General features: G+C 75.5%; 14 protein-coding genes. All 14 read right to left on the bottom strand.

Features of this window, described 5'->3' with window-relative positions:
- Positions 1-1,377 (bottom strand): DNA-processing protein DprA (dprA, locus tag ACWF41_RS09295; protein WP_452182401.1); only part of this gene is annotated, 1,377 nt, incomplete at its 3' end.
- Entirely contained in the window at positions 1,370-2,905 is a 1,536-nt protein-coding gene (locus ACWF41_RS09290; RefSeq protein ID WP_380324044.1) for a YifB family Mg chelatase-like AAA ATPase, read from the bottom strand. The genes dprA and ACWF41_RS09290, both read right to left, overlap by 8 nt.
- Positions 2,905-3,264, bottom strand: coding sequence for a YraN family protein (locus ACWF41_RS09285; RefSeq protein WP_380324047.1), 360 nt, complete (start codon positions 3,262-3,264; stop codon positions 2,905-2,907). The genes ACWF41_RS09290 and ACWF41_RS09285 overlap by 1 nt, the downstream gene beginning before the upstream one ends.
- A 177-nt stretch (positions 3,265-3,441) precedes the next feature.
- Complete coding sequence (locus ACWF41_RS09280; protein WP_380324050.1) at positions 3,442-3,741, bottom strand: DUF2469 domain-containing protein; 300 nt, start codon at positions 3,739-3,741, stop codon at positions 3,442-3,444.
- Entirely contained in the window at positions 3,738-4,625 is an 888-nt protein-coding gene (locus ACWF41_RS09275) for a ribonuclease HII (RefSeq protein ID WP_380324053.1), read from the bottom strand. The genes ACWF41_RS09280 and ACWF41_RS09275 overlap by 4 nt, the downstream gene beginning before the upstream one ends.
- Positions 4,622-5,455: a signal peptidase I gene (gene lepB / locus ACWF41_RS09270; RefSeq protein WP_380324056.1), complete on the bottom strand. Its 834-nt coding sequence runs from the start codon at positions 5,453-5,455 to the stop codon at positions 4,622-4,624. The genes ACWF41_RS09275 and lepB overlap by 4 nt, the downstream gene beginning before the upstream one ends.
- Before the next feature lie 178 nt (positions 5,456-5,633).
- Positions 5,634-5,993 carry a 50S ribosomal protein L19 gene (gene rplS / locus ACWF41_RS09265; protein ID WP_380324059.1) on the bottom strand — a complete coding sequence of 120 codons (360 nt, stop codon included), beginning with the start codon at positions 5,991-5,993 and terminating at the stop codon, positions 5,634-5,636.
- A gap of 163 nt (positions 5,994-6,156) precedes the next feature.
- Complete coding sequence (gene trmD / locus ACWF41_RS09260) at positions 6,157-6,966, bottom strand: tRNA (guanosine(37)-N1)-methyltransferase TrmD (protein WP_380324061.1); 810 nt, start codon at positions 6,964-6,966, stop codon at positions 6,157-6,159.
- A gap of 1 nt (position 6,967) precedes the next feature.
- On the bottom strand, positions 6,968-7,528 hold the full coding sequence (rimM, locus tag ACWF41_RS09255) for a ribosome maturation factor RimM (protein ID WP_380324064.1): 561 nt from the start codon (positions 7,526-7,528) through the stop codon (positions 6,968-6,970).
- A gap of 161 nt (positions 7,529-7,689) precedes the next feature.
- Entirely contained in the window at positions 7,690-7,929 is a 240-nt protein-coding gene (locus tag ACWF41_RS09250) for an RNA-binding protein (RefSeq protein WP_380324067.1), read from the bottom strand.
- On the bottom strand, positions 7,929-8,351 hold the full coding sequence (gene rpsP / locus ACWF41_RS09245) for a 30S ribosomal protein S16 (RefSeq protein ID WP_380324070.1): 423 nt from the start codon (positions 8,349-8,351) through the stop codon (positions 7,929-7,931). Before rpsP ends, ACWF41_RS09250 begins: the two co-directional genes overlap by 1 nt.
- Before the next feature lie 183 nt (positions 8,352-8,534).
- Positions 8,535-9,647 (bottom strand): amidohydrolase family protein, encoded by a 1,113-nt coding sequence (locus ACWF41_RS09240; RefSeq protein WP_380346951.1) that lies wholly within the window; start codon positions 9,645-9,647, stop codon positions 8,535-8,537.
- Between the two features lie 52 nt (positions 9,648-9,699).
- A complete protein-coding gene (gene ffh / locus ACWF41_RS09235; protein WP_380326798.1) occupies positions 9,700-11,319 on the bottom strand; it encodes a signal recognition particle protein in 1,620 nt (539 codons plus the stop codon).
- A 58-nt stretch (positions 11,320-11,377) separates the two neighbouring features.
- Entirely contained in the window at positions 11,378-13,114 is a 1,737-nt protein-coding gene (locus ACWF41_RS09230) for a [protein-PII] uridylyltransferase family protein (protein WP_380346949.1), read from the bottom strand.
- Between the last annotated feature and the right edge of the window lie 39 nt (positions 13,115-13,153).

Below are 13,153 nucleotides of genomic sequence, written 5' to 3'. Positions count from 1 at the left end.
ACTCTCCTCGTTTCGTGGCGCGTTCCCCCTCGGCGTGCGGTGGCGCCGCGGCCCGCGGCTCCAGCGCCCGCCGTCCTGCCCTGCGAGCCCGTGCAGCTCGAGGGTCCCGAGCCCGGCGAGCGTCTCGGCGACCGACAGCCCCGCCGACCGCGTCAGGGAGTCGAGCGCCGCGGACGACCGTGCCGGCAGCGCGTCCCACACCCGCCGCGCGCGCTCGTCGAGCCCGTCGACCGCCTCGGGCCGGCCACCCCGGGGCGCGGCTCCGTCCCCGGCTCCCCCCGGAGCGGCCGCGCCGTCGGGCCGACCCGCCTCGTCGGGTGCGCCGCCCGTGCCGTACGGACCCGCGAGCTCGGCCACCTCCGCGGCGTCGGTCACGCAGACCGCCGCTCCGTCGCGCAGGAGCATGTGGCACCCGGTCGACGTCCCGGACGTCACCGGGCCGGGAACCGCGCCGAGCGGGCGCAGCAGCCGGGTCGCGTGCCGGGCCGTGTTGAGCGCGCCCGACCGCCACGCAGCCTCGACCACCACCGTGGCGCACGACGCGGCGGCGATGATCCGGTTGCGCGCCAGGAACCGCTGCCGGAAGGGGGCCGACCCGGGAGGCACCTCGCTGATCACGGCCCCGGCCCCGTCGGCCAGCCGACGCAGCAGGTCGGCGTTGCCCGGCGGGTAGAAGCGGTCGACGCCGCCCGCGAGCGCCGCGACGGTCGCAGCTCCGCCGGCGAGCGCCCCGCGGTGGGCCGCGGCGTCGATGCCGTACGCGCCGCCCGACACCACCGTGAACCCGCGGTCGGCGAGCTCCGCCGCGATCCCCGACGCCACCTGGTCGCCGTAGGCGCTGGAGGCCCGTGCCCCCACCACCGCGACCGAACGCTCGGCGAGGGTCGCGAGATCCGGGTCGCCCCGCACCCAGAGGGCGAACGGCTCCTCCGCCCCGAGGTCGGCGAGCCGACCGGGCCAGCGCGCGTCCTGGGGGATCAGGAGCGTGCCGCCGAGCCGCTCCAGGACACGCAGCTCGCGCCGGGGGTCGAGACGGTCGAGGCGAGGTGCCCACCGCGCGACGCCCTCCATGAGCCGGTCCCCCGCGACGTCCGAGCCGAGCGGGTCGAGCGCCGAGCCGCGCAGGGCGCGCGCGGGGTCACGGACCGCGTCGACGACCCAGCTGAGCGCCTCCCCCGCGCCGAGGTGCGCCACGAGGGCCCCGGCCACCATGTCTCCCGGCTCGGCGAGCCGGCTCCACGCCGCCCGGGCGAGGTGCGGATCGGCGACGTCGAACGGCACGGTGGACGGTCCCGCCGCGCGAGGTGCGGACACCGTCCCCGCAGGACGGGCGGGCGCCGCGCCGTTCCGGGGCGTGTCGACGACGGGCTCAGCCATGGTGCCCTCGCGTGCGCATCGTCACGGCGGTGGACACGTCGTCGCTGGTCGGGCCCTCGCGGCCGGCCAGGTCCGCGATCGTCCACGCGATCCGCAGCACGCGGTCCGCCCCGCGCAGGCTCAGCACGCCCCGGTCCACCATCTGCTCGATCGGGGCGAGCACTCCCGGCCCCCGCGAGCGGTCCCGCAGCCACTTCCCGGAGACCTCGGCGTTGGTCGACCAGGGCGTGTCGGCCAACCGCTCGCGCGCCCTCTCGCGGGCCACAGCGACCCGGTGCGCGACCTGGGCCGACGACTCCCCCGACGCACGATCGGTCCGCTCGGCCCGGGTCACGGGCTGCACGTCCACCTGCAGGTCCACGCGGTCGAGCAGCGGGCCCGACAGCCGGCCGAAGTACCGGCGCTTCGCCGTCGGCGTGCACGCGCAGTCGAGCCCCTTGTTGACCGACGCCATCCCGCACGGGCACGGGTTCGCCGCCAGCACGAGCTGGAAGCGGGCCGGATAGCGCGCGGCGCCTCCCGAGCGATGCAGCACGAGCTCCCCCTGTTCCAGCGGCTGGCGCAGCGTCTCGAGCACCCGGGACGGGAACTCGGGCGCCTCGTCGAGCAGGAGCACGCCCCGGTGCGCCCGCGACACGGCGCCAGGACGCGCCAGGCCGGTCCCTCCCCCGACGATCGCCGCCGGCGTGGCCGTGTGGTGAGGGTCCTCGAACGGGGGCCTGGTCATCAGGCCGTTCCCGGGGTCGAACGTCCCCGCCACCGAGTGCACCGAGGTCACCTCCACCGCCTCCGCGGGCGTGAGGTCCGGGAGGATGCCGGGCAGCCGCGCCGCGAGCATCGTCTTGCCCGCCCCCGGCGGTCCCACGAGCAGCAGGTGGTGCCCGCCGGCGGCGGAGATCTCGAGGGCCATGCGCGCCTGCGCCTGGCCGACGACCTCGGACAGGTCGCCCGACGACCGGCGCACCGACGGCTGCCGGGACGGGCGCACGGCGTCGAGGACCGGCACCTCGGCGAGGTCCCCGCCGTGCAGCAGCACCACCTCGGCGAGGGTCGCGGCCGCGTGCACGCGCGCGCCGGGCACGAGGCGTGCCTCGTCCGCGTCGCCCGCCGCCACCACGACGTCCGGGCAGCCTGCCTCGACCGCGGCCGCGACGGCCGGCAGCACGCCCCGGACCGGCTGCAGACGCCCGTCCAGCCCGAGCTCCGCCAGGTGCACCACCCGGTCCAGGCCGGCCGCGGGGATCGCCCCGTCCCCCGCGAGCACGGCGACGGCGATCGCGACGTCGAACGACGAGCCCGACTTGCGCAGCGACGCGGGCGAGAGGTTGACCGTGATCTTGCGGTGCGGCCACTTGATGCCCGTGGAGAGCACGGCAGCCCGCACCCGCTCGCGGGACTCGTGCAGCGCGGTGTCGGGCAGCCCGACCAGCGTGAACCCCGGCACGGACGCCGCGAGCTGCGCCTGCACCTCCACCAGGTGCCCGCTCAGCCCTGTCAGAGCCACCGACGCCGTCGTCCCGAGCCCCATCAGAGGACCCCGACCAGGTGCTCGACCTGGGCGGCGCCCGACCGTGGCAGCACCACGGCGACGACGTCGACCCGCACCTCGCGGCACCGTACGTCGCGGTGCTCGACGAGCCACTGCCCGGTGAGCCGCCGCACGCGCGCGAGCTTCTCCGGCGTCACCGCCTCGGCCGGGTGCCCGAACGCGGTGCCCCGGCGCGTCTTCACCTCGATCGCGACCAGCACGTCGCCGTCGCGCGCGACCAGGTCGAGCTCTCCGCCCGCTCCGCGCCAGTTGCGCTCCAGCACCTGCAGGCCCTGCGCCTCGACGTGGCGCGCGGCCACCCGTTCCCCGTACTGCCCGACGGCGTCCTTCGCCCGCATCGAACCACCTCCGCGGGACAGCCTCCCGGCGGGGCGGACGGCCCGGAGCCGGCCGGGCGCGGCTGTGGACGGCGCCGAGCCTGGGGGCAGCGTCGGAGCCTGTGCCCGCTTCGCGGCGTCCTCACCGCGGACCACCGCCGACCACCGCACGACCGCGGTGAGATCATCGCGGGGCGGTCAGAGGGCGAGCTCCGCCTTCGCGAGCTCCTCGACGTTGACGTCCTTGAACGTCACCACGCGCACGGACTTCACGAACCGCGCGGACCGGTACACGTCCCACACCCAGGCGTCGGCCAGGCGGAGCTCGAAGTAGACCTCGCCGGCTGCGGAGCGCACCTGCAGGTCCACCTGGTTCGCGAGGTAGAACCGCCGCTCCGTCTCCACGACGTACGAGAACAGGCCCACCACGTCGCGGTACTCGCGGTAGAGCGCGAGCTCCATGTCGGTCTCGTAGTTCTCGAGGTCTTCGGCGCTCACGGTGCCATCATCCCATCGGCCAGCTCCCCGTCGAGCGTGACGGCGGGCGCGCCGGGAACCGTGGCCCCGGCCCCGCCGTCGTCCGCGAGCGCGCGCAGGTTCCACGACCGCCGGTGCTGCGGGGTCGGCCCGTGGCTGCGCAACGCCTCGAGGTGCGCGGGGGCGGAGTACCCCTTGTTCTGGTCCCAGGCGAACGCCGGGTACTGACGGGCGAGGCGCACGAGCAGGCCGTCGCGCTCCACCTTGGCGAGCACGCTCGCCGCCGCGACCGACGAGCACTGCAGGTCCGCCTTGACGAGGGTGCGCACGGCTGGCTCGGGCACGTCGGGGCTCAGGGCCGGGTCGAGGTCGGTCGCCTCGAACAGGTCGACGTCGCCGCGGCTCAGCCAGTCGTGCGAGCCGTCGAGCAGCACCACGTCCACGTCGCCGCAGGTGCGCCGCACCTGCGCCAGGGCGCGCCGGCCGGCGAGCCGCAGCGCGGCCACGATGCCGTGCGCGTCGATCTCCGCGGGACCGGCGTGACCGACGGCCCACGCCACGCCCCAGCGCTGCAGCTGGGGCACCATGGCGACCCGCGCCGCCGGGGTGAGGAGCTTGGAGTCCGTCAGCCCCTGCGGGGCGGTCCGCGTGGCGGCGTCCACCACGACCACGCCCACGCTCACCGGGCCCGCGAGCGCGCCGCGGCCCACCTCGTCCATGCCCGCGACGAGGCGCGCCCCGCCCGTGAGCAGGGACCGCTCCTGGCGCAGGGTGGGGCTTCGGCGCTGCTTGGCGCCGGCGTTCGCCGTGCGCCGGCGCGGCGGCGTCGGACGACGCAGCGACTCGGGGCCGGAGAGCGCGCGGGCGGCCTGTGCGCCGTCCTGCTGCTCGACGAGCGAGGTCACGGCTCCGGCACCTTCGCGAAGACGTCGCCCGGGTTGCGCAGCAGGGTCGCGTCGCCCAGCGGCCACACGGTGGCGAACGCCGAGCCGACCACGTTGCCCATGGGCACGAAACCGCCGCCGGGCTTGCCGGTGTTGTAGCGCGAGTCCGCCGAGTTCTGCCGGTTGTCGCCCATGACGAACAGCATCCCGTCGGGCACGGTGACGTCGAAGTCGAGCTCGCTCGGCACCGAGCCGGGCTTGATGTACGACTCCTCGTCGATGGCCTCGCCGTTGACGGTCACGCGCCCCTGGTCGTCGCAGCACTTCACGTGGTCGCCGGGCAGGCCGATGACGCGCTTGATCAGGTGGTCACCGGTCTCCTGCGGCATGAGCCCGACGAAGGTCAGGACGTTCGTCACGGCCTGGCCGACCGGGCCGCGCTCCGGCGGCTCGTACGGGGGCAGCCAGCCCCCCGGGTCCTTGAACACCACGATGTCGCCGCGGTGCACGTCGAAGACGTCCGGGACCATCCGGGAGACCATCACACGGTCGCCGATCTCGAGCGTGTCCTCCATGGACCCGCTGGGGATGAAGAACGCCTGCACGAGGAACGTCTTGATGAGCCACGACAGGACGAGCGCGCTGATCACGATGATCGCCGTCTCGCGCAGGACGCCGAGGCCGCCGCTCCTGCCGCGGCTCGGCGCGGGGCCGTCTGCCGGGGCGGGCCGGCCCGGTCCGACCACGGCGTCGAAGCCGCCGGACCCGTCGCCGGAACCCGCGCCCGCGGGGTCGGTCGGTCGGGGCTCGTGCGCGCTGGGCCGGTCGGTCACGGGATCGGAGTCTGCCACGCCCTCACTCTTTCACTCGCGACCGTCCAGGGCGAAACCGTCACGAGCCGTGGCGTACCGGGCGGCGAGCCCCGGCGGGCGGGCCTCCGAGAACGACGAACGGGCGGCCCTGCCGAAGCAGGACCGCCCGTCGGTGCGAACCGGTGCGGCGCGACGCGGGGCGTCACGCCGCGGTGGCTCACTTCGCGGTCGGCGTCTCGCGCTTCTCGCGGATCTTCGCCTTCTTGCCGCGCAGGTTGCGCAGGTAGTACAGCTTGGCGCGGCGGACGACACCGCGCGACACGACCTCGATCGAGTCGATGGTCGGGGCGTGCAGGGGGAACGTGCGCTCCACGCCGACACCGAAGCTGATCTTGCGGACGGTGAACGTCTCGCGGACGCCGCCGCCCTGGCGCGCGATGACGATGCCCTGGAACGCCTGGACGCGCGAGCGGTTGCCCTCGACGACCTTGACGTTGACCTTGACGGTGTCGCCGGCGCGGAAGTCCGGGACGTCGGAGCGCAGCGAGGCTGCGTCGACGGAGTCGAGCGTGTGCATGGTTCTCTCCCCGCCCTGCCACAGGTCAGGAGCAAGATCGTGGCGCGCCCACGGGCGCGCGGAATCTGACGTGTCGTGGGTGCGTCGCTTCTCGACCCGGACGGCCAGCAGCCGTCGTGACCTCCCCTGTGGCAGAGGCCTGGTCGGCGAGCACACCAGCGCCCTATTCTGCCACAGGTCCCGGCGCGGGCTCGGCGGGGGGCCGGAGGCGTCCGTCACGCACGTCCCAGCCCAGGTCCGCGAGCAGCGACCGGTCCGCCTTGTCGAGCGCGGCCGGGTCGAGCGCGGCCACCATGTCGGGGCGCCGCGCCGCCGTGCGCTCCAGCGCCCGGTCGCGCCGCCAGCGCTCGATCCGCGCGTGGTGCCCGGACAGCAGCACCTCCGGCACCTCGAACCCCTCCCAGGCGGGCGGCTTGGTGTAGACGGGGTACTCGAGCAGCCCGGCGGCGCCGTGCGACTCCTCGACCAGCGAGTGCGGGTTGCCCACGACGCCGGGCAGCAGCCGCCCGAACGCCTCGATCATCACGAGGGCGGCGACCTCGCCCCCGTTCAGCACGTAGTCGCCGATGGACAGCTCGCTCACACGGTGCCCGGCTTCGCGGGCGCGCTCGGCGACCCGGGCGTCGATGCCCTCGTAGCGCCCGCACGCGATAACCACGTGCTCCTCGAGCGCCAGCGCCTCGGCGTGCCGCTGGGTGAACACGTCGCCCGACGGCGTCGGCACCACGAGGTGCCCGCCGCCGCCCGCCGGCAGCACGTCGTCGAGCGCGCGGCCCCACACGTCCGGGCGCATGACCATGCCCGCTCCCCCACCGAACGGGGTGTCGTCCACGGTGCGGTGCCGGTCGGTGGCCCAGTCCCTCAGGTCGTGCACGCGCAGGTCCAGCAGGCCGGCCTTGCGCGCCTTGCCCACGAGCGACAGGTCGAGGGCGGCCAGGTAGTCCGGGAAGATCGAGACGACGTCGACGCGCACGTCAGCCCTCGTCCCGGTCCGGCTCGTCCTGCGCGGGACGGTCGACGACGACCGCCTCGGCATCGCGGGCGAGCAGCCCGCCCGGGGGCGTGAGCACGACCCGGCCGCCGGCCACGTCGACCGTCGGCACGATGGCGTGCACGAACGGGACGAGCGTGCGCTCGCCGCCCGGCTCGCGGACCACGAGGGCGTCGTGCGCGGGCAGGTGCTCCAGCCCGACGACCTCGCCCACGACCGTGCCGTCCTCGAGCTCGGCACGCAGGCCCTGCAGCTCGTGCGGGTACCAGGCGTCCTCCTCGTCGGAGGCGTCGGCCTCGACGACGAGCTCGACGCCGCGCAGCGCCTCGGCAGCGGTCCGGTCCGCGACCTCCGCGAAGGACACGAGCCAACGCCCCTGGTGCTCGCGAGCACCCGTCACGGTCAGCGGGCCGGCCTCGGCCGGGTCGGTGCGAAGGGTGAGGCCGACCGCCAGGCGGTCCTCGGGGTTGTCGGTGCGCAGGTCGAGCCCGACCTCGCCTCGGAGCCCGTGCGCGCGCCCGACGCGCGCCACCACCAGCTGCATGACCACTCCTGTCTCGTGTTCGTTCGGCGGGACGTCGACGGCCCCGCGGTCCAGCATGCCCCGCCCGGGCCGGGGCCACCCCCGACAGACGACGAGGCCCGGCCCCACCGTCGTGCGGTGGGGTCCGGGCCTCGTCGAAGCTGCGGCAGCGGGTGCTGCGGTCAGCGCCGGTCGACGTCCACGACGTCGACCCGCACGGGGCCGTCCGTCGCGAGCGCGCCGACCACGGTGCGCAGAGCCTTCGCGGTCCGTCCGCCCCGGCCGATGACTCGGCCGAGGTCGTCGGGGTGCACCCGCACCTCGAGCAGGTCGCCCCGGCGCTGCGTCCGCGCACCCACCCGGACGTCGTCCGGGTGGTCCACGATGCCGCGCACCAGGTGCTCGAGGGCCTCGGCGAGCATCAGGCCTCGGCCTCGGCCTCGGCCTCGGCGGACTCCGCCGGCTCCGCGGTCTTCTTCTCGGCGGCCTTCGCCTTGGCCTTCTCGGCCTCGGCGGCGACGGCCTCGATCGCGGCGGCGCTGTCGGCCTTCGCGGTCTTGGTCCGCAGGGTGCCCTCGGCGCCCGGCAGGCCCTTGAACTTCTGCCAGTCACCGGTGATCTTGAGGAGCGCGGCGACCTGCTCGGTCGGCTGCGCACCGACGCCGAGCCAGTACTGCGCGCGCTCGGACTTGATCTCGATGAACGACGGCTCCTCGGTCGGGTGGTACTTCCCGATCTCCTCGATGACGCGGCCGTCGCGCTTGGCGCGCGAGTCGGCCACGACGACGCGGTAGTACGGGGCCCGGATCTTGCCGAGGCGCTTCAGACGAATCTTGACGGCCACTGTGGTGGTGTCTCCTGGTTCTGGTGGGGCGACCTTGCGCTCCGCCGGGTGGGGTCCTGGCGGCGCATGAGGTCAGGACGCGACCTGCGCAGGAGAGAGGGGCCTGGGCACGCCGAGTACCCGGACATTGTGCCAGACCCGGGGGGCCCGCTCCAACCGCGTGTGATGGACGCCCCAAGGGGGTCAGCCGTGCACGACCTGGCCGCGCAGCACGACGGCCGTCGGATGCCGCAGCACCTCGATGTCCTCGCGCGGGTCGGCGGGGTACACGACGAGGTCCGCGCTGGACCCCTCCACGAGCGCGCCGAAGCCCAGCACCTCGCGGGCCCGCCAGGTCGCCATCGCGACCACCTCGGCAGCGGGGATCCCCGCCGCGACCAGCTCGGCGCACTCGTCGACGACGCGCCCGTGGCCCAGCGTGCCGCCGGCGTCCGTGCCGACCAGCAGCGGGACGCCGGCCTCGTGCAGGGTCCGCACGTGCTCGTACCGGCGGGCGTGCATGTGCCGCATGCGCGCGGCGTACACGGGGTACTTCTCCTGCGCCTGGTCGGCGATCTCGGCGAACCGCCCCACCTGCAGGAGCGTCGGCGTCACCGGGATGCCGCGGGCGGCGACCTCGTCCACGTATCCGCCGACCACGCCCGTGCCGTGCTCGATGCCGTCCACGCCGGCGGCGAGGAGGTCGCCCACGACCTCCTCGGAGAACGCGTGCACCGTCACCCGCGCCGCCTCGGCGTGCGCGGCGGCGACCGCCTCGACGAGGACGTCGCGCGGCCACAGCGGCCGCAGGTCCCCCTCGGCGCCGAGGTCGCGGTCGATCCAGTCCCCCACGAGCTTGACCCAGCCGTCCGCGGCGCGCGCCTGGGCGCGCACCGCGTCCGGCAGGTCCGCCACGTCGTCGAGCTCGAGGCCGAAGTTCCGCAGGTAGCGCTTCGGCCGGGCGAGGTGGCGGCCGGCGCGCACGACGCGAGGCAGGTCCGGGCGCTCGTGCACCCAGGAGGTGTCCACGGGAGACCCGGCGTCGCGCACGAGCAGGACGCCCGCGTCGCGGTCGGCGAGCGCCTGCGCGACCGCCGTCTCGGCGTCGACGGCGCCGTCCGGCCCGAGACCCACGTGGCAGTGCACGTCGACCAGCCCGGGCAGCACCCAGCCCTCGAGGTCGCGGGTGGCGCTGCCCTGCGGCGACGGGCGGGTCAGGCTGACGCGCCCGTCACGCACCCACATCTCACCGACGTCGCGGTCCTGTCCGAGCAGGACATGGCCGGTGACGTGCAGCGGGACGTGCGGGGCGGGCATGGTCGAAGGCTACCGAGTCGCGGGGGTCGTCCGGGTGCGCCGGGCCGGAGGCTCAGCGGCCGCCGAGCAGCTTGTCGAGGCCGTCGGGGAGCTGGAGCTTGGAGAGGTCCTGCTCGGTCGGCTCCGCGCCCCCGCCCACGCCGAAGGCGGAACCGGGCGCCGCGGGCTTCTCCACTGGGCCGCCGAGGGCGCGCTGCATGGCGTCGCGCTCCTGCTGCGCCCGCTTCGCCGGGTTGCCGGACTTGCCCTTGACCTTGCGCTGCGGCGCCTGCTTGCCGCGCGCCTTCTTGCCGCCGCCGGGCATCCCCGGCATCCCCGGCATCCCGCCGGGCATGCCCGGCATGCCGCCGCCCTTGCTCATCTGGCGCATCATCTTCTGCGCCTGGCCGAACCGCTCGAGGAGCTGGTTGACGGCAGTCGTGGTCTGCCCGGAGCCGCGCGCGATGCGGGCCCGGCGGGAGCCGTTGATGATCTTGGGGTTGTCCCGCTCGGCCGGCGTCATCGACTGGATGAGGGCCTGGACGCGGTCGACCTCGCGCTCGTCGAAGTTCTCGAGCTGCTCGCGCATCTGCCCCATGCCCGGCATCATCCCGAGCATCTTCTTCATCGAGCCGAGCTTCTTCATCTGCTGCATCTGCACCAGGAAGTCGGCGAGGGTGAAGTCCTCGCCCTTCTCGACCTTGGCCGCCATCTTGGCGGCCTCCTCGGCGTCGAACGCCTTCTCGGCCTGCTCGATGAGGGTGAGCACGTCACCCATGTCGAGGATGCGCGAGGCCATCCGGTCGGGGTGGAAGACCTCGAAGTCGGTCAGCTTCTCGCCCGTGGAGGCGAACATGATCGGCCGGCCCGTGATCGTGGCCACCGACAGCGCGGCACCACCGCGGGCGTCGCCGTCGAGCTTCGACAGCACCACGCCGGTGAAGTCCACGCCCTCCTCGAACGCCTTCGCGGTCGCGACGGCGTCCTGGCCGATCATCGCGTCGATGACGAACAGGACCTCGTCGGGCTGCACCGCGTCGCGGATGTCCGCGGCCTGGCGCATGAGGACCTGGTCGACGCCGAGGCGGCCGGCGGTGTCGACGATGACGACGTCGTGCTGCTTGGCCTTCGCCTCCGCGACACCCTGGCGGGCCACGCCCACGGGGTCGCCGATGACGACGTCGGTCTCCGCACCCTGGTTGCCCGGGTGGGGCACGAAGACGGGCACGCCCGCGCGCTCGGCCACGACGGACAGCTGGGTGACGGCGTTGGGCCGCTGCAGGTCGGCGGCGACGAGCAGCGGCGTGTGGCCCTGGCCCTTGAGGGCGAGCGCGAGCTTGCCGGCCAGGGTCGTCTTACCGGCGCCCTGGAGGCCCGCGAGCATGATCACCGTGGGCGGCGTCTTCGCGAGCTGCAGCGGCCGGGTCTGGCCGCCGAGGATCGCCACGAGCTCGTCGTTGACGATCTTCACGACCTGCTGCGCCGGGTTCAGCGCGCCCGACACCTCGGCGGACAGCGCGCGCTCGCGCACGGCGGCGGTGAACTCGCGCACGACGGGCACGGCGACGTCGGCGTCGAGCAGGGCCCGGCGGATCTCGCGCACGGTCGCGTCGATGTCCGCCTCGGAGAGCCGGCCCCGCCCGCGCAGGTTCTTGAACGTCGCGGTGAGCCGGTCCGACAGGGAGTTGAACACCAGGCAGGTCCTTACGGGATTCTCGGTACGGAAGTCGCGATGGATGCGGCTACCTACCCTACCGGTCGACGGCGAGCGCCCGGCGGGCCCGCCCGGTGAGGTCGTCCACCAGGGCGGCGCGCCACGCCGTCCACCCCGCGGGCCCCAGCGACGACGCGTCCGCCTCCGTCAGCGCCCGCACGGTCTCGAGCAGGTCGGCGCGGTGCTCGAGCGCGTCCAGGAGCTCCGTCACGGTGTCCGGGTCCGCCAGGTCCGCGGTGGTCGCGAGCCGGGCGAGGGTGAGGTGGTGGCGCACGACCAGGCCGACGTCGCGCGCCAGGCCCTCGTCGAACCCGGTGCGCCGCACGACGGCCGGCGCGATCGCCGCGCCCTCGACGGCGTGGTCGGTGCTGACCGCGCCGCGCCGCTTGCCGATGTCGTGCAGCAGCGCGGACAGCAGCAGCAGCTCGCTCGGCGCCGGGTCGCTGCCGGCGTCCGCCGCGACCTGGCGCCGCACGCGTGAGGCGCGGGCCACCGTCTCGACGAGGTGCCGGTCCACCGTGTGCCGGTGGATCGCGGCACGCTGCGGGCGGTTGCGCACGCCGGCCCACTCGGGGATCCAGGTCGTGACGACGCCCGCGAGGTCGAGGGCCTCCCACACGGGCACCTGGGCGGGGCCCGCGCCGAGCAGCGTGAGCAGGGCCGCGCGGGCGGCAGGCGGCCACGGCACCGGCGGCGGGGGGCTCTGGGCCAGGGACTGCACGGTGACGGGCGAGAGCACCAGCCCCGTGCGCGCCGCGGTGGCCGCCGCGCGCAGCGGGAGCAGCGGGTCGTCGGCGGGCTGCGCGCCGGCGGCCAGCACCAGCTCGCCGTCGTGCTCGACGAGGCCGTCCCCCGCCGAGCGCAGCCGTGGGGCCGACCGCCGCCCGCGCACCATGACCGGCCGCCGCACCGGCGGTCGCTGCAGCGCCTGGCGCGCCCGGCGCACGGTCGAGTCCAGCGCGTACGAGATCTCGCGGCCCGCCTCGGCCAGGCCGGCCAGCAGCTCGTCCGGGTCGTCGTGGCCGCAGCGCGCGGCGACCTCGTCGAGGTCGGCGAGCAGCAGCCGGGTGGAGCGCCGCCGCGTCACGACGTGCACCGTGTCGCGCACGTCCAGCAGGTGCGCGTACGCCCGGTCGACCCGCCCGTGCGGGCGGTCGGTGAGCCAGGTGGCCGCGAGCGCCGACAGCAGCAGCGCGTCGCGGATGCCGCCGCGCGACTCCTTGAGGTCCGGCTCGACGAGGTAGGCGAGCTCGCCGGCCCGTTCGGCGCGCTCCCGGGCGCTCGCCAGCAGCTCCGGCAGGCGGCGCCGGGAGGCGGAGCGCCAGTCCGAGAGGATCGCGGACGCCGCCCGGTGCACGACCACGGCGTCGCCCGCGAGCGGCCGTACGTCGAGCCAGCCGACGGCCGCCGGGAGGTCGGTGGAGGCGAGCCGCCGGGTCTGGCTCAGGGAGCGCACGGCGTGGTCGACGTCGACCCCGGAGTCCCACAGCGGGTACCAGAGGGCGTCGGCCACGCGGGCGAGCTCGTCCGGCTTGTGGGTGCGCCCGTCGTGCACGAGGACGAGGTCGAGGTCGGACAGCGGGCCCGGCTCGCCGCGCCCCAGGCTGCCGACGGCGGCCAGCGCGATCCCCGCCGGGTCGACGTCGGCCGTGGCGGCCTCGTACAGGGGCGCGAGCCGGTCGGTGACGAGCTGCTGCAGCGCGGTGCGCCGCGCGACCCCGGAGCGACCGGGGCCGGTCAGCCCCTCGGCCAGCGCGAGCAGGTCGGCGCGCAACGGGCCGACCGGGCCCCGCCCCCCGGTGGCCGGGGGGCG

This window comes from Isoptericola sp. NPDC055063 (assembly GCF_053608125.1).
Note: the sequence above shows the minus strand (reverse complement) of the source record. Positions and strands in the feature narration are given on the sequence as shown.